Source organism: Paenibacillus sp. FSL H8-0260, assembly GCF_045040625.1.
Classification (GTDB): Bacteria; Bacillota; Bacilli; order Paenibacillales; family Paenibacillaceae; genus Paenibacillus_AQ; species Paenibacillus_AQ odorifer.
Genome location: NZ_CP150298.1, coordinates 4,342,291 through 4,358,884, shown reverse-complemented (window position 1 = coordinate 4,358,884; position 16,594 = coordinate 4,342,291). Strand labels below are relative to the sequence as shown.

15 protein-coding genes are annotated in these 16,594 nt (G+C 44.7%); all 15 read left to right on the top strand.

What is annotated here, in order from left to right:
• Positions 1 to 191: 191 nt before the first annotated feature.
• The 15 genes from MHI51_RS19425 (at position 192) to MHI51_RS19355 (ending at position 16,541) form a co-directional block, all read left to right on the top strand.
• Positions 192 to 863, top strand: a complete 672-nt coding sequence (locus tag MHI51_RS19425; protein ID WP_052097124.1) for a GntR family transcriptional regulator — start codon at positions 192 to 194, stop codon at positions 861 to 863.
• 20 nt (positions 864 to 883) lie between these two features.
• Complete coding sequence (locus MHI51_RS19420; protein ID WP_405173187.1) at positions 884 to 2,044, top strand: amidohydrolase; 1,161 nt, start codon at positions 884 to 886, stop codon at positions 2,042 to 2,044.
• Positions 2,045 to 2,071: 27 nt separating this feature from the next.
• Positions 2,072 to 3,115: a methionine ABC transporter ATP-binding protein gene (locus tag MHI51_RS19415; RefSeq protein ID WP_036688670.1), complete on the top strand. Its 1,044-nt coding sequence runs from the start codon at positions 2,072 to 2,074 to the stop codon at positions 3,113 to 3,115.
• The gene (locus MHI51_RS19410; RefSeq protein WP_036688669.1) at positions 3,090 to 3,749 is read left to right on the top strand and encodes a methionine ABC transporter permease; all 660 of its coding nucleotides are present in this window, start codon (positions 3,090 to 3,092) and stop codon (positions 3,747 to 3,749) included. Before MHI51_RS19415 ends, MHI51_RS19410 begins: the two co-directional genes overlap by 26 nt.
• 30 nt (positions 3,750 to 3,779) lie before the next feature.
• Positions 3,780 to 4,799, top strand: a complete 1,020-nt coding sequence (locus tag MHI51_RS19405; protein WP_076127146.1) for a uroporphyrinogen decarboxylase family protein — start codon at positions 3,780 to 3,782, stop codon at positions 4,797 to 4,799.
• An 11-nt stretch (positions 4,800 to 4,810) separates the two neighbouring features.
• Positions 4,811 to 5,638 carry a MetQ/NlpA family ABC transporter substrate-binding protein gene (locus tag MHI51_RS19400; RefSeq protein WP_076141012.1) on the top strand — a complete coding sequence of 276 codons (828 nt, stop codon included), beginning with the start codon at positions 4,811 to 4,813 and terminating at the stop codon, positions 5,636 to 5,638.
• Between the two features lie 17 nt (positions 5,639 to 5,655).
• Positions 5,656 to 6,462 (top strand): pyrroline-5-carboxylate reductase, encoded by an 807-nt coding sequence (proC, locus tag MHI51_RS19395; protein WP_076218732.1) that lies wholly within the window; start codon positions 5,656 to 5,658, stop codon positions 6,460 to 6,462.
• A gap of 2 nt (positions 6,463 to 6,464) precedes the next feature.
• Positions 6,465 to 7,229, top strand: a complete 765-nt coding sequence (locus tag MHI51_RS19390; RefSeq protein ID WP_341003104.1) for a VOC family protein — start codon at positions 6,465 to 6,467, stop codon at positions 7,227 to 7,229.
• A 378-nt stretch (positions 7,230 to 7,607) separates the two neighbouring features.
• Positions 7,608 to 8,252 carry a Type 1 glutamine amidotransferase-like domain-containing protein gene (locus tag MHI51_RS19385; RefSeq protein ID WP_076218734.1) on the top strand — a complete coding sequence of 215 codons (645 nt, stop codon included), beginning with the start codon at positions 7,608 to 7,610 and terminating at the stop codon, positions 8,250 to 8,252.
• A gap of 316 nt (positions 8,253 to 8,568) precedes the next feature.
• Positions 8,569 to 9,717, top strand: coding sequence for a DUF3626 domain-containing protein (locus MHI51_RS19380; RefSeq protein WP_076276177.1), 1,149 nt, complete (start codon positions 8,569 to 8,571; stop codon positions 9,715 to 9,717).
• 185 nt (positions 9,718 to 9,902) lie between these two features.
• The gene (locus MHI51_RS19375) at positions 9,903 to 12,479 is read left to right on the top strand and encodes a glycosyl hydrolase (RefSeq protein WP_076276178.1); all 2,577 of its coding nucleotides are present in this window, start codon (positions 9,903 to 9,905) and stop codon (positions 12,477 to 12,479) included.
• A gap of 53 nt (positions 12,480 to 12,532) precedes the next feature.
• Complete coding sequence (locus MHI51_RS19370) at positions 12,533 to 12,724, top strand: hypothetical protein (RefSeq protein ID WP_143761879.1); 192 nt, start codon at positions 12,533 to 12,535, stop codon at positions 12,722 to 12,724.
• Positions 12,725 to 12,883: 159 nt separating this feature from the next.
• Positions 12,884 to 13,933 carry an ABC transporter substrate-binding protein gene (locus MHI51_RS19365; RefSeq protein WP_076276179.1) on the top strand — a complete coding sequence of 350 codons (1,050 nt, stop codon included), beginning with the start codon at positions 12,884 to 12,886 and terminating at the stop codon, positions 13,931 to 13,933.
• A gap of 1 nt (position 13,934) precedes the next feature.
• Positions 13,935 to 14,711, top strand: a complete 777-nt coding sequence (locus MHI51_RS19360) for an IucA/IucC family C-terminal-domain containing protein (protein ID WP_076276180.1) — start codon at positions 13,935 to 13,937, stop codon at positions 14,709 to 14,711.
• Between the two features lie 108 nt (positions 14,712 to 14,819).
• Complete coding sequence (locus MHI51_RS19355) at positions 14,820 to 16,541, top strand: helix-turn-helix domain-containing protein (protein WP_405173186.1); 1,722 nt, start codon at positions 14,820 to 14,822, stop codon at positions 16,539 to 16,541.
• The last annotated feature ends 53 nt before the right edge of the window (positions 16,542 to 16,594 follow it).

The window sequence follows — 16,594 nt, the reverse complement described above, 5'->3', positions numbered from 1 at the left end:
GAGGGGATTAAATTGATTTTTAATTCCTACTTGACTAGGTGGAATAATTGGAATATAGTATAAAAAAGCTTGAACGGTATGGAAGGGAATGTAACTAACCAATCCATTCTTAACTAATAATTGTATACAATTATACAAATATATTATTGGGATTCGGACCCCACAGATTATCGATGAGGAGCAGTATAGAAATGGCGATACGATCACGAAGGTTATCAAAGGATAATACCTACTATGAATTAAAACAAAAAATTATTGATAGCGAGTTTGAACCGAATCAACCTGTAAATGAAGAAAATTTGGCGGCCTTGCTCGGGGTCAGCCGCACACCTCTAAGAGAGGCGATACAGAGACTGGAGAACGAGGATTTTCTGGTTCGACAGCCAAATGGAAGACTGCGGGTAGCTTCAGTAACCCTTAAAGAGGTTGAAGAAATATTTCTTATTCGCAGCATGCTTGAAGGCTATATTGCAAGAAGTGCAGCTAAGCATGCCACAGAGAAAGATATTGTGAATTTAACGACGATGATTACAAAAATGAAACACTCGTTCCAGCTTGGTGATAATCAGAATTTTGTTACATATGGATTTGAGTTCCATGATTATTTGTCAGAAATCAGCGAACTAAAAACCTTCGAGAAGGTTCTGAATCAATTAAGAGATCATTCGCTTCGTTATTGTCGATTCGTCTCTATGCATGGGGATTGGAACACACAAGCGGATGAAGAACATGATCTTATTTTACAAATGATCGCTGCTAAAAATGAAGATGGTGCTGAAAAAGCCATGCAAGATCATATTTTAAGCAGTCTATCGACTGCGCTTGATCGCATCAAAGGGATTGAAGAAAAGCTGGAAGCATAACGAAAGGGGAGACATCACCTATGAAACCACTAAATGAGGTTGAGCAAGCTTTAGCTAATCAATTAATAGAGGTTCGCAGAAACCTGCATCGTGAGCCTGAATTAGCGTATGAAGAGTTTAAAACCACAACAAAATTACGGGAATGGCTGACCCAAGCCAATATTCACATCCTTGACTTACCTTTACAAACCGGACTCATCGCAGAGATCGGGCAGGGTCAGGGACCCATAGTGGCCATTCGTTGTGATATTGATGCACTTCCCATAGAGGAACAAACTGAATTGTCCTTTGCCTCAGAGATCCCAGGAAAGATGCATGCCTGTGGTCACGATTTTCACACGGCTACTATTTTAGGTGCTGCATTATTATTAAAGGATCGTGAAAATGAACTACCTGGAAAGGTTAGAGTATTGTTTCAACCCGCGGAAGAAACAGGGCATGGGGCGGAAAGCGTCTTAGCCTCGGGAGGACTCCAGGATGTGGCGGCTATATTTGGTCTCCATAATTCACCTGACTTGCCTACGGGAGCTTTTGGAACAAGAACAGGAGCTTTAACAGCCGGTGTTGACCGGTTTGAAATTACAATAAAAGGTGTCGGCGCTCATGCTGCTTATCCTGAAAAAGGTGTGGATACGATTGTAACTGCGGCTCAGATCATTACCGCACTACAAACCATCGTAAGTCGCCAAAACAGCACCACGGAACCAGTAGTGTTAAGTATTACCCGAATTAATGGAGGCTTCACATGGAATGTATTGCCGGAAAAAGTCGAATTAGAAGGTACAGTAAGAACTTACAATGAAGAGATTCGCCGCAATATTCCAATACAAATGACTCGTCTTATCGAAGGGATTGCTGCGGGAGCTGGGGCAGAGGCCCAGTTACACTGGTATCCAGGTCCACCCGCAACGATAAATCATGGGGAATGGGCGGACTTTACCAAAGAGATCGCCTCAGATTTCGGCTATGAAGTACATGATATTCCTCCACAGATGGGTGGAGAAGATTTCTCTTTTTATTTACAACAGATACCGGGTGCTTTTGTGAATATAGGATCGGGTCCAGCCTATCCCTTACATCACCCTCGTTTCGATGTTGATGAAGCTGCGATATTGCCAGCTGCTAAGTACTTCGCTTTATTGGCAGAACAAGCGCTGGTGAAGCTGCAAGAGGAAGCTTAATCCTAAAGATGATTGAGGGGAATGGAAATGATTGAATTAAAGAATGTTTACAAATCGTTCACTCGGAAAGGGACCACTATTGATGCTCTTAAAGGAATCGATTTAAAGGTCGAAAAAGGCGATATATTCGGGGTTATCGGCTATAGCGGTGCTGGGAAAAGTACATTAATTCGTTTAGTCAATTATTTGGAAAGACCCACCAAAGGACAAGTTATGGTCGCTGGACGTGATTTGGGAACATACAACGATAAAGAGTTGCGTACCGCTAAGAAAAATATCGGAATGATTTTTCAACATTTTAATCTATTAGAATCAAAAAAAGTATTTGATAATGTGGCGATCCCTCTAGTTCTCCTAAAAAAGAATAAAAATGAAATCCGCCAGCGGGTAATGGAGCTGCTAGAGTTTGTTGGATTAAGTGACAAAGCGGGGAGTTACCCGAGTGAGCTATCAGGTGGTCAGAAGCAACGTGTCGGGATTGCCAGAGCGCTTGCCTCTAATCCGTCTATCCTTTTATGTGACGAAGCGACCTCTGCCTTAGATCCACAGACCACACATTCTATCTTACAGCTATTAAAAAAAATCAATGCTGAATACAACATTACCGTGATGATCATTACACATGAAATGTCCGTGATTCAAGAGATTTGTAACAAGGTAGCGGTCATGGAAGAAGGCCGGATTATTGAGCAAGGAAGTGTTCTGGATGTATTCGGAAGTCCAAAACATCTGACCACGCAAAATTTCGTGAAGACGGTTATTCAAAATAGCATGACCTCTAGCGTGCGGAAATCTATCAAAACAGAACCCGGAAGTCAGCTGTACAAGCTTAATTTTGTGGGAGCAAGTGCCTCTGAGCCTATCCTGTTTGAAATGATTCGCTCCTGCGATATAAAGGTCAATATTTTATTTGCGAATACGACGGAGATTCAAGAAACAACACTGGGAACAGTGATCATTCAATTCGATGGTGAGGCAGCAGAGATTAACAATGCATTATCTTTCTTAACAAGAAATGGAGTCGGTGTAGAGGAGGTAGAATCTAATGTTTTCGACCACAGTAACAGGTGATCAATTTCTGCAGGCGATTATAGAAACAATTCAAATGGTAGGGTTCTCCTTGTTTGTTGGTTCCCTGATTGGGATTCCATTTGGGATATTGCTTGTCATCACTCGTCCGGGTGGGGTTTTGGAGAACAAAGCGCTTTACGCCGTACTAAATCCAATTATCAACATCATTCGCTCATTGCCTTTTATTATTTTACTGGTTGCGATTGTGCCTTTCACACGATTGATTGTTCATACTTCAATTGGGACAAGCGCAGCGATCGTACCCTTGATTATCTATATCGCACCTTATATAGGGCGGTTGGTAGAGAACTCACTGCTTGAAGTGAATCCGGGAATCCTTGAAGCCGCTGAGGCGATGGGAGCCACTCCTTTTCAAGTCATTTGGTACTTTTTATTGCCAGAGGCGGTTGGATCCTTAATCCTGTCTCTTACAACAGCGACGATTGGTCTGATAGGTGCAACTGCAATGGCTGGAACGGTAGGGGGAGGCGGCGTGGGAGACTTGGCGATCGTATATGGATACCAACGCTTTGACACTGTTGTCGTAGTAGCCACCGTGATTATCCTGATTATTTTAGTGCAAGGTATTCAATCTTTAGGCAACACGCTAGCAAGAAAAATTCGCCGTTACTAGTTACTACATATTCTGGGAGGGACTCGACAGATGAGTGAATGGAGTAAGCAAGATCGTTTTAAAGCATTATTATCTGGAGAACGGGCGGATCGTCCAATCGGAAGTGGTTGGCGCCATTTTATCGACAAAGAACAAACTGCAGATGATTTAGCAGAAACTACGATTTCTTTTACGAAAAAATATGATTGGGATTGGGTCAAGATTAATCCAAGAGCGACTTATCTGGCGGAAGCTTGGGGGAATCAATACGATTTTACGGATTATCAGACCGTATTTCCGAGACAGCAAACGACGGCTATTCCAACAGCGGCTAGTCTGTGGGATATCGACGTCAAAAAGGCAGTCCAGTCAGCCCCTTTGGCAGAGCATTTAGATGCGGTTAGAAAAATTCGTCAAGGGTTACCAGACACCCCGCTAATCCAAACTGTATTTTCACCATTAACAGTATTGCTATTTATTGTAGGGCGTTCTGCTTACGTTACTAAAACGGTGTTTGGTATTGAGCACCCGGTAACTTTGGAATCCTTGTTTAAAGAACATCGAGCGGCAGCACATCATGCGCTACATGCGATTTCCTTAACCTTAGCCGATTATGTACAAGAGTTACAGCAAGCGGGTTCTGACGGTTTGTTCTACGCAGTGACGGGCACAGCTCACCCAGGATTATTTGATGAAGCTATGTTTGACGAACTGTCCAGACCTTATGATTCTATTGTGTTAGAAGCAGCAAGCTATGGAAAAAACATTCTTCATACTTGTGGAGCCTACGCCCAGCCTGAGAAGTTCAACGATTATCGGATTGACGGGATCAGTTGGGATACGATAGCCGAGGGGAATCCAGGGTTAGAGGCAAATCTCAAAGCTACTAAAGTGGGTGGAGTCGATCATGGGTTGTTTGCGGTAAACGATATTGCCCAAATCAAGCAGCAGGCTGAAGATGCATTAAAGTTAATGAAAGACCAGCCGTTTATTCTATCTCCAAATTGCGCAATCCCACTCAATGTGACGGATGAGGCGTTGGCACAATTTAAAAAATCTATATTGGAATAGGGGAAGTAAGCATGAAAAAGTTAATGTTAGTGATGATGATAGGTGTTCTTGCAGTGTTGACGGCTTGTGGCAATAAAGAGGCAGGGGATTCTGGAGATAAGAAAAAGCTTACCGTTGGATTTGGTGTCGGAACCTATGAGGAACAATTCCGCCAATCGATTCTACCGATTCTAGAGAAACAAGGGTATTCCGTTGACATTAAAACCTTCTCGCAAAACATGCAGGTCAATCCAGCAATGAAGGAAGGCTCCATTGACGCAAGCATATTCCAAAGTACAGCTTATATGGAGGCCATTAACGAAGAAATCAATGCAGATATGGTCGGAATTGCTTATGTTCCAGGTGCTCCACAAGGTCTTTATTCTGTAAATCATACCACGCTAGACGATGTTAAAGACGGTACAACCGTAGCTGTTCCGAACGATCCGGTAAACCAAGAGCGTGCACTGCGTATTCTGGAAGAATTGGGTTGGGTCAAAATTAAAGAAGGGGCAGGCGTAGCGGATTTTAATATTAATAGTATGGAACCGGATAAATATAATATTGATATTAAAATATTGGACCCCGCTCAAATCCTTGTCTCCCTTCAAGATGTTGATTATGGCGTTGTAAATGGTAATTATATTGCTAATTCGGACAGAAAGATTACGGATGCTTTGAAAATAGAAAACACACCTATGGAACACAGAATTATCGTATCGGTTAATAAAAAGGATGAAAATTCTCAGTGGGCTAAAGATTTGAAAGCTGCTTATGAATCCAAAGAGTTTGAAGAATATATTCTTGGATTAGAAAAATATGATGGTTTCATTCTACCTGAAGCTTGGGACAACAATTAATTAAGGAAGTGAACGGAGTGACCAAAGAAAAGATTCATTTTATTGGTGGCGGACAGATGGCGGAAGCGATCATCCGCGCATGTATAGCGAATAACACCTTGTCTGTAAATCAAATTAGTGTATCGGATATTAATGAAACGCGTCTGCAGTTTTTGAATACCAAATACGGTGTAGATACGGAGAATTCGCAAGAGCATAACCTGTCTACAGCAGATGTGATTGTAGTGGCAGTTCGCCCACAGGATGATTTAACTACACTTGGTCAAAACGTACAACAATTCGCTACAGCTTCTGCCGCAATCGTATCGATTGTGGCGGGTGTGACAAATGATCAATTAGCTGGGTATTTTGGAGTTGAACGGTCCATTATCCGGGTTATCCCCAATACTTTAACCGATACAGGATATGGCTATAGTGGTGTAGCGTTAAATGCTTATGCAACTCGTGATCAAGTGGAGCATTTCTTACTCGGCTTTGGAAAAGTACAATATCTGGATGAGGCGTTAATGGATGTTTTCACTGGATTTGGTGTGGCGGGTCCTAACTATATCTATTATTTCATTGAATCTCTCGTGGATGCAGGTGTACTTGCCGGACTGCCGCGTGAGCAAGCCTGGAAGGTTGCACTGGAGAATATGATGGGCTCGGTAGCAATGCTGCAACAGACAGGGCTGCATCCACGACAGCTGCTGGATATTAATAATTCACCTGGCGGTGTCGGCATGCATGGCTTGTACGAATTAAACAACAGTGATTTCGCAGCGGGTCTGCAAAGAAGTGTTCTGGCAGCCGTAAAACGTACTACTGAGCTGGGAGTGAAGTAATCATGGCAACGATGAAATGGGATCACTTAGTTCACTATGTCAATGATTTGGCCAAACCGGTTGAGATCTTTGGAGCTCATGGATTGGTTGCTTTTAAGGGAGGCTCTCATGAAGATTGGGGAACCTATAATGCCTTAAGTTACTTTGGGCTAACCTATCTCGAGTTTCTGGGCATTGAGAATCTTGAGCTGGCAAAGGCAACTGAACATAATTTAGTGGTGAAAGATGCAGTAAAACTTCTACCAGAACATGAAGTTCTAAGTAGAGTAGTCATCCGGACGGATGATATTGAAGAAGTAGCGGCTTCCCTGAAAGCAGCAGGCTTATCATTATCTCCAATTATCGATGGTAAGCGTCTAGATAACGAGGGAAGATTAATAGAGTGGCGGATGATGACCATTGCTGGTGACTTTGGGGGACTGGTCTATCCGTTCATCATTCAATGGAGCGGAACGGATACAGAGCGAGTGGAAAGATTAACATCATCTGGAGTCATTAAACCTCATCCTGCGGGAGAAGTCGAAATCGTCCGTGCTGTATTTCATGTCTCCGATCCTGAAGCTGCAGCCAACCATTGGGGAACCATATTCGGACTGCCTGTTACGAAGTCAGAGGATGATACCTTCAGCCTTAAGATTGGCGATAGATCATTTGCTTTCGTGCAAGGAGACGAGAACCAATTCAAGCAGGTGGTTTTTGAAACGGATTCGTTAGAGCTGAAAGGGAAGACGATTTCGATTGGTGATGGGGAGTATGTTTTCGTTTAAGGGACTAGTATCTTTATAACTTTAGAAATAAAGACTTACTTGAAGGGATCGATACCTCGAGTAAGTCTTTTTGCTGTTCTTCGAAGGAGCTAGTGAGGCTGGGATTTTTTTGTTTTAATCAATTTGTAAGATTTATTGAATTCCATTATATGGTACGATATCCATGGTATAAATGGAGGTGAAGATAATCGGTGCAGGACAAAAATACGTGGCCCATTTCCTCACCGGATAAGCTTAATGTGGATCAAGCGCAGATAGAAAACCTTGATTATGCTTCTAAATTTATATTACTATAGATATTTTTTCTCGCTTGGCACTATGGATTTTGATAAACATAATGGATAAATTTAAATATTACATATGGAGGTAAAATTACGGATGAAAACTCACTATTACTTAGATTGGTTTTATGATAAGGGCTTTTCTGAGAAGTTAGTCAATGTGTTGCATGAGGATATAACAGACAGAAAATCGCTGGTTATGATTAGCGCTGAATCGTCTGATTTTAGTGATGAACAAGTTAATATTGATAGTGTTTTTGAAAGGACATGGTTTAATCAGGCTAACATTTATTTTGATGAATATCATTTCATTGATGACCGCACGCAGAAGGAAGATGCCCAGCGATTAATTCAAAACGCCTCTGTCGTTTTTTTATGTGGTGGAACCGTTCGGGACCAAAAGCACCTTTTGACGGAATATGAATTATCGGATTTGATTAAAAAAAGCAATGCTGTTGTAATGGGAACAAGTGCCGGTGGGATGAACATGTCTGATGAATATGTGGATGAATGCACTGTTTGTGAAGGTATGGCTCTTAATCACTTTTCTTTTGAAGCTCATTTTGATCATGATAACACCGCGATGATTGAGGAGCGTTTCCCTTTATCGAATAAAATGGATATTTATGTGGCGGCAGACAAAGATGGTGCTGTACGTGTGAAGGGCAGCAAAATCGACATTATAGGCAATGTATATTTAATTTCCCACTCAAAGATTCAGAAATTGGCTGAGACGCTCTAATTATGGTTGAGTGGTTGTGACACTGACGGTTAACTGAATGGTATTTGTTTTGAGTCCCTATTTGACAGCACCTTACGAGCAAATCCAAATCGAGTTGATTACTCCTGCGAAAAAGGAAGATTACGCATAACGCCCATACAATGTTCAAGCCATCAACATTCGATTTTGAATTTATATCATTCGAGATCCATGTAAAGTTATCGGAATCTGCGATGGTAAGGATATGAAGTTTTAAGTGAAGAAGCGTTTGATACAGTGAGAGGAGAAATCAAGTCTCTTTTCTTTTGTACTGGGTCTAGAAAGGAGTGAATAAGCAATGGAGTGGAAAGGCGATGCAAATGCCAATAAAAAAAGAGAGTCTCAGTTCACTGAGGAACTATCGGAGTCACAATTATCGGCTTTAGAATATGTTACGAATTACGCGCGAACTCGAAAAAGTGAAGCAGTTCAGACCATCCATGAAATTCTTCAAATGTCTAATGTGGATCGGGAAGAGTTTGAAGATGCTGTGGTCAAAATAAAGTCACATGCGAAGATTGCTCTACATTTCCATCCAGATCGACTAGATCCGGTAAAGAAAAGTGTTGCAGAGGCGCTATTGGAGCAAGGCGTGTACAAGAGCCAATTTGAGACCTTGTTATCCAGTGGTAGTGTATCAGCCTATTCTGGTGGTCCACGTGATTTGTGGGAGGAAAGACTATTTGTAGGGGCATACCAACAAGAGGGTGTTTCGAATAGCGAACGCCCTAAATATGGCGCTCTTGATTTGATGCGTCATTCGGATGGGCCAGCTCCGCGCTTTGGCTCCTGCTATTTCCTCCTATCCCCTGAGGTTTCTTATCGCAGTACATACACCTATATGGATTCGCATCAAAACCCTGTACAGAAAGGAACATTTGCAGAATTTGATGATATGATGGCGGCATTACTAGAGGAGATTTTCTTAAGAGATTCCGCTCTAGGGGAAAAAGATCTTCGATCACAAAAATTAGTTGACCATCTTCGGGTCAACCTCACAATGCCGTTTTCAGACTCTTCAAAATGTGAAGCTAAACGTAATCTTAACCACTATATTGAAGCGCAAGTTCATGGAAACATCCGTCTTAAGGAAGATGTGGAAATCTTAGTAGCCGATCCTTCATTCAAGGGCACTCCAACAGGGCAAATCCTGGAGCAAATATGTTTACAGTATGCCATCCAACTCTATTGGCACATGGGATTCGCGATGTGGGTAGACGAAGTGCCTTCAGATTTTAGAGGGCCTACGATGCCCTCTTTGGCTAAGCGTATTGCTCATCACGGTTATATTGATGCGAGCATGATTGGATCTGCTGCTATGCACTTAAAGCATGATCCTGCAGCTTGGCGTGACCGAGGAACCGAAAAAGAAGTACTTCAAGAATTAAAACTCTTATGGCATGTTTTGGTACGGTACGGAAAGCCGCTCCGAAACTTTAAGTTGTAAGAAGCCAATGTTATTTAACTCCTCCTAATAAATATTGGTGGGAGTTTTTTTGCATGTGGAAATTTTCTCGATTTGGTAGATTTACAAAATATGGAATATATGCTATCTTATCTATGAAAGCGCATCCAAGAGATGGTATATTGAACTTTTATTTACCATATTTAACATAGGGAGGAAAGGTGGAAATGAAAAATTTGCTCAAGAAGGCAATCACAATGATGCTGGCATTTACTCTGCTACTTGGATTGATGACAGCGCCGCCCGTTCATGCAGACAACGCACTTTTCACAATTGAAAGCGAAAACGCTCAGCTCACCTCCGATCTTCAAGTGACTACCCAAATTTACGGACAGCCCAAACCCGGATACTCTGGAAGCGGATTTGTCTGGATGCAGAATTCCGGTACAATTTCCTTCACAGTGACTGTCCCAGAAACCGGCATGTATACGATCTCTACACGTTATATGCAGGAGCTCAGTGCTGACGGAAGGCTTCAATCTTTAGCCGTTAACGGCGTTACGAAGGGTTCGTATATGCTGCCCTATAAGACCACATGGTCGAATTTCGATTTTGGCTATCACAAGCTGAATCAAGGCAGCAACACTATTCAACTGAAGGCCGGCTGGGGTTTCGCTTATTTTGATACCTTCACTGTGGATTATGCCGATCTTGATCCCCTGGATGTGCAACCTGTCCTCAGCGATACTCAAGCGACTCCGGAAACTCAGCTTCTGATGAATTATTTAACGGAGGTTTACGGCAATCATATGATCTCCGGCCAGCAGGAGATTTACGGAGGCGGAAATGACGGCAATTCCGAGCTGGAGTTTGATTGGATTCACAATTTAACGGGAAAGTATCCGGCGATCCGCGGATTTGATCTGATGAACTACAATCCGCTTTACGGCTGGGAGGATGGTACGACCGCCCGGATGATCGATTGGGTGAATAACCGGGGCGGGATCGCGACAAACAGCTGGCATATCACTGTACCCCGAGATTTCACCGCCTATCAGCTCGGGGAATTTGTAGATTGGAAGAAAGCCACCTACAAGCCGACAGAAACCAATTTTAATACAGCTAATGCGGTAGTTCCAGGTACGAAAGAATACCAATATGTACAACTGGCCATTGGGGATTTGGCGGAGCAACTGCAGATTCTGCAAAATAACAATGTGCCGGTTATCTTCAGACCCTTCCATGAGGCGGAGGGCAACGGTGGATTGAATGGAGAAGGTGCATGGTTCTGGTGGGCTTCGGCAGGCTCGGAGGTGTACAAGCAGTTGTGGGACCTGCTCTATACTGAACTTACAGAAACGTACGGTCTGCACAATTTGATCTGGACCTACAACAGCTATGTGTACAGCACTTCTCCCGCATGGTATCCCGGCGATGATCAGGTGGATATTGTAGGTTATGATAAATACAACACGATCTATAACCGCTATGACGGTTTGTCTGGTGTCCCCAATGAGGACGCGATTACCTCGATTTTCTATCAGCTTGTTGATTTAACCGGCGGTACGAAAATGGTAGCCATGACGGAGAACGACACCGTTCCAAGCGTTCAGAATCTGACAGAGGAAAAATCGGGCTGGCTCTATTTCTTACCGTGGTATGGTGAGCATCTCATGAGTTCCGCCTTTAATTATCCGGCTACCTTAACAACGCTGTACCAAAGCAATTATGTAATCACGCTCGATGAGCTGCCTGATTTGAAGGTTAACAATCCAATTCCAAGTGCGTCTATCACACCTGCAAACGTCGAATTTGATAAAAATGCCTCCAATCAGAATGACAAAGCCATCACCGTGAATTCAAACGGCAATACGTTAACCGCTCTCCGGACAGGCGCCAATGCATTGACAGCGACTCAGGATTATACCTTGAGTGGAAATACGCTGCTGCTCAAAAAAGCATTTCTGGCGACACTGCCGGTTGGCGAGCATTCGATCATCTTTGATTTTAATAAAGGACAAGATCCCGTATTAAAAGTGAAAATTGTCGATTCCACGCCAAGCGCATCCATTGCGCCCGTGAGCGCTGCATTTGATAAAGCGGCGAATCTAGCCCAGGATATTTCCGTAGCCCTTACCTTAAATGGACACCAGCTTGCAAGTATCACAAATGGAAATTCCACACTTTTAGCGAGTCAGGATTATACGGCATCAAGCGCTGCTGTTGTTCTGAAAAAATCCTATCTTTCCACGCTGCCGCTGGGACAGAATACCCTAACCTTTCATTTTAATGGAGGAAATAATGCTGTTCTTACAGTGAACGTAGCGGATAGCAGTGTTCCAGTACCCACTGGAGATTTGACGGTCCAAGCTTTTAATGGCAACACAAGTGCCTCCACCAACGGGATTTCACCCAAAATCAAAGTAGTCAATACCGGTGATTCAGCGATTCAACTAAGTGATGTGAAGGTCCGGTATTACTATACGATTGATGGCGAGAAAGATCAGAGTTTCTGGATCGACTGGGCCAGCATCGGAAATGCGAATGTAACCGGCAATTTCGTTAAGCTGGCGACTCCTGTTGCCAGTGCAGATTATGTTTTGGAAATTGGTTTCACGAGTTCGGCTGGAATACTTAATCCAGGTCAGAGCGCAGAAATTCAAACCCGTTTCTCCAAAACCGACTGGTCCAATTACAACCAGGCTAATGATTATTCGTTCAAGGCATCCAGCAGTCAGTTCATCAATAATGAACAGGTCACCGGGTATATGAATGGTCAGCTTGTGTGGGGGATTGAGCCGTAAGCTTTTAATGAAAAAAGGTATCTTTGTGTAATACAAAGATACCTTTTTTCATTTTGGGAAGAAGCAGGGAGTGCAATGGGAGAACCATTTCTGAAGTAGCCAGATTGCTCGATGATCAGTTTCTGGAGAAGGAAAAGCTTGAATTGAGCGAGATTACCATCGACTGTGTTGGCGTAATTGCAGAACTGGAGCAAAGAAATTATGTTGAAATTAGGGAATTGGGTGCTTGTGAGGAATTTTTGTAGCCAGCCGCGGTTCTCCTGAGTCGTTCCTATGGTGTGCAATGTCGCATTAATCCGGCTGCAATGTCGCAAAAGTACATGGAAATAGAGTATGAAGATAGATTATAATCGCTTTATTGATCTGATAATGAAAATCATTATCATACATAAGGGGGAGTCAGCATGAAAAGAACAAAGAAGAGGCAAGCAACCGGTAGAAAGGTAGATGCTGCCCAAAAAGCAGGACTATTAATGATATGGATGATGGCACTGGTACTAGTGCTAACGGCTTGCGGTACTGGAGGTGGAGCAAATGCGGGCACTGCCGCACTGCCATCTGCTTCAGCCGAGCCGTCACCTACATCTGAGACACAGGCTCAGACTGCAGCCTTCCCGGTTACCATCTCGCATATGAAGGGTGAATATACGCTGACTGAGAAGCCGAAGGTCATCGCCGCGCTTGATGTGAAATTCGTCGATCAATTGTTAGCGATAGGCGAGCATCCGGCAGGCAGCGTTGTGGCTGGAGCGAAAGATGCAAAGTTTCCAGAATATTTAAGTGAACAATTGGGTGATGTGAAGGTCCTGGGCACACGCGATGAGCCCAATCTTGAAGCTATTGTAGCGATGAATCCGGATCTTATATTGATGACCGACTTTCAGGAGCAGGTGTATGACAGCGTCAGTAAAATAGCGCCCACAATAGTACTCGACTTCTATGAAGATTGGCGGGATACATCGGCTACCATCGGTATGATAACGGGCAAGCAGGCGGAGGCGAAGGTAGTGCGTCAAGCCTACGAGGACAAAATCGCCGGACTGCGGGAGCAGCTGTCGGCGAAGCTGGGCGACGAAACGGTAGCTCTAATTCGCCCAAGACCGGAAGGTATTCGCGTACACGGTCCCGAACATCGGACCGGAAGCATTCTTTATGAGGATTTGGGATTGAATATCCCTGCATTCGTTCAGGAGATCAAAGATGATACCTCCGTTGAAATTTCGATGGAGACCATCGCTGATATCGGAGCAGATCACTATTTCCTGTTATCGGATGAATTGTTTGCCAAAGAGGCAGAGGCAATGGCGAACAGTCCGGTCTGGAAATCTCATGATGCCGTTAAAAATAACCGCGTATACAATGTGAATTCAACGCTATGGATCGCTTATTATGGGCCAATTGCCCTCAACATTATTGTAGATCAAACCGCGGAAGCGCTGTTGGGATCGCATTAAAATGGACAACTATCTGTCGTCTGCCACCTGGAAGCAAATGGCGGAGGAATACCGTCTGTGGGTAGGTGAACCGCCTGAAGGCAACGTTCGGACAATTGCCCTTAGCCAGTTGCACGAAGAAGCTGCATGCCGCGAGTATGTAAGCTGGCTTAAGGGTTATATCGGTGCGCCTGATCTGCAGGTTGCCGCTTCCATGCTGGCCAAGCGGATCGGTTATCTGTGGATCGCGCCGATCCTGACCGCTATGACCCTTCATAACCGGGAAGTCTCCATCCCGCTGGAGAACTGCTTCCTCTATCATCCTGCTTCCCCAGCTTTTAAAGGGGATACGCGTTTTCCTTTCCTTGCGCTGAACGGGCTTCGAGCGACGGCGGCACCCGAAGACAGGGAAGCGTGGCGAGAAGAGATCGTAGAGGAAATTTTCGCGGTACGTCTTGCGCCGATGCTGCATACGTTTGCTGCAATTGGTCCCGTCTCCATGGCAGTACTTTGGGAGAATATTATGGTACGTATTGCTCCGCTGTATTCTCCTGGAACAGGTGAATTAGGGCAAGAAAGGCAACGAATACAAGCAGATTTTGCCTTCCTGACCCGGATAGCTCCCGGACAATTGTTCGGCGCAAGACGCAATCCATTTACCCGGTTCACAGAGAACAATGACCTAGCTCCGGTTGCAAAAAAGAAACGTATCACCTGCTGTTTTTATTACAGGATGTCGGCGGAATATTGCGGGAAATGTCCGAAAATTGACAATGAGAATGAATCTCAATTAAAATGACAACAGCAACGCACTCACTTATGTTGCGGACGCGCTTTCACTAAAGTATGTAATCCTATTCGAGTGCACCCGTTTAACAGAGGATGCTATTGTCAGGAGATGAGAGAAATGCCGCTGAAAGAACAGGCAAGTTTATGGAGTGATACAACGATCAAGATGCTTGATGTGCGCAGCGGTACTTTGCCACCCGGCGGCGTTATGAGCGAAACCGGATTAACAGCTAATGTGTTGCTGCTGGCAGGCGGCGGGGAAGGTAGGCTTGTGATGAATGGCGAAATTTGCCATATCCAGGCCTATTTCGCTTGTCACGCAGTCAAGGGATCAGCATTTACTTTGACTGCTGGATCAGAAACCATTCATTATACCGTTATTATGTACAAGGCTTTTCCAATGTTGGGGGCTGCCCATGTTCTGTTTCCGCAGCGCAATCACCCGTTACGCACTTCATTTGTTCACCGTCCTGTGCTCCTGGCTGAACTGCATCAGACTGCGGAACAAATCGAAGCCAAATGGAGCCGGGGCGAAGGGCTGGAGCGTTTCCATGCGAATGCGCTACTGCAAGGAATGCTTTACGAGCTTATTATGGAGTATGAATGTGGTCAGAAAGGCACAGAGGCGGATATGGTGGATGTTGTCGCTGCCTATATAGCGGGGCATTATCGTCAGGAGCTGGAGCTTAAGGAGCTGGCAGCGTTTGCCGGATGCAGTACAAGACAGTTACAGCGGCGATTCAAACAGGAGAAGTTACTAGGACCGATGGAATATGTAATCCAGCTGCGGATGGAGAGTGCCGAGCGGATGTTGCGTCATACGGATGCTCCCATCGGCGAAATTGCAGAAAAAACGGGCTATCGCGACATGTATTACTTTAGCAGGGCATTTAAGAAATATCACGGAGTTCCCCCGCAGATCTACAGGCGCACTGCTGCTTCAGGGTTCGGTGCTCTCTTAGCATATTCTGGGCTGCCGGATCGCCTGGCCTCATCGTACCAGTCGCTGCAAGGCCCGGTAATTTGTCATATGCGAGGCGAATATTGCGTCACCGCTTCTCCGAGGCGTATCGCCGTACTCGACGTTCAATATGCAGACCATTTGCTTGCGCTTGGGATATCTCCGGCAGGGAGTGTAGGAACGGGTAGTGCAGCGTTAAAATTCCCCCAATATATCAGGGAAAGGCTTAAGACAACCGAAATGCTCGGAACTTATGAGTACCCGGACCTGCAAGCTGTTGAACGGCTGCGGCCGGATTTGATTGTTTGTACTGAGGTGCATGCCCAGCATTATGAACGGTTAAGCCGGATTGCTCCAACCCTAATGTTTCAACGGAATGAGAGCTGGCAGACGATTCTGGGCCTGTTCGGTGAATTGACGGACAAGCGGACAGAGGTGGAGCGTATTATTGCGGATTACCTGCGCCGAACAGCATTGCTGTCTGAGCAGCTTGCAACGGCGCTGGCGGGTCAGAGCGTGGCCTTGATCCGTCCGCGTGAGTCGCTGGTACGGGTGCATACTGCCTCCCATCGCACAGGTGCCGTGCTGTACCGGGATCTTGGTCTGCCAGCTCCTCTATTTGTCGCAGACACTTCCGACACGGCTTATCATATTACAGTTGATAGACTGCCGGCTGTGCATGCCAGCCATTATTTTTTACTTAGTAACGAGATGATGCAGGAGGGGATATCTGCGACAGAGCAAAGCGTCCGAGGGATGTTGGATTCCGATGAGCGGCCGTATATATACCCGGTAGATGCCGCTACATGGATCGGCTGCTACGGACCGACAGGTATCAATTACATTGTGGATCAGGTAGCCCGTACCTTGCTGGCCTGAGCGGTATCTAAGAGCAACCGCTAATTTCAGGCTATTTTTAGCCTAAACGTGAA